The organism is Sporosarcina luteola, from assembly GCF_023715535.1.
Lineage (GTDB): Bacteria > Bacillota > Bacilli > Bacillales_A > Planococcaceae > Sporosarcina > Sporosarcina luteola_B.
Genome location: NZ_JAMBOI010000075.1, coordinates 1 through 264 on the forward strand (window position 1 = coordinate 1; position 264 = coordinate 264).

Genomic DNA, 264 nt, shown 5'->3' on the forward strand with positions numbered 1-264 from the left:
ATCCCTCAAAGAAGATGAGGTGGATAGGTCCGGGGTGGAAGCGTGGCGACACGTGCAGCTGACGGATACTAATCGATCGAGGACTTAACCTTAAGTTACTTTAGTACGGTTGAACTTGAAGTTCAGCGACAATGTTGGTTTTATCCGGTTTTGAACGAACAAGCATCGTTCAGTTGTCTGGTGATGACGGCGAAGAGGTCACACCCGTTCCCATACCGAACACGGAAGTTAAGCTCTTCAGCGCTGATGGTAGTAGGGGGCTTC

The 264-nt window shown here is 49.6% G+C and carries 2 rRNA genes; both read left to right on the top strand.

Annotated features, from left to right (window positions below):
* Nucleotides 1–92: ribosomal RNA gene (locus M3191_RS18400) — 23S ribosomal RNA — on the top strand; the annotation flags it as partial.
* Nucleotides 93–176: 84 nt separating this feature from the next.
* Nucleotides 177–264: ribosomal RNA gene (rrf, locus tag M3191_RS18405) — 5S ribosomal RNA — on the top strand; the annotation flags it as partial.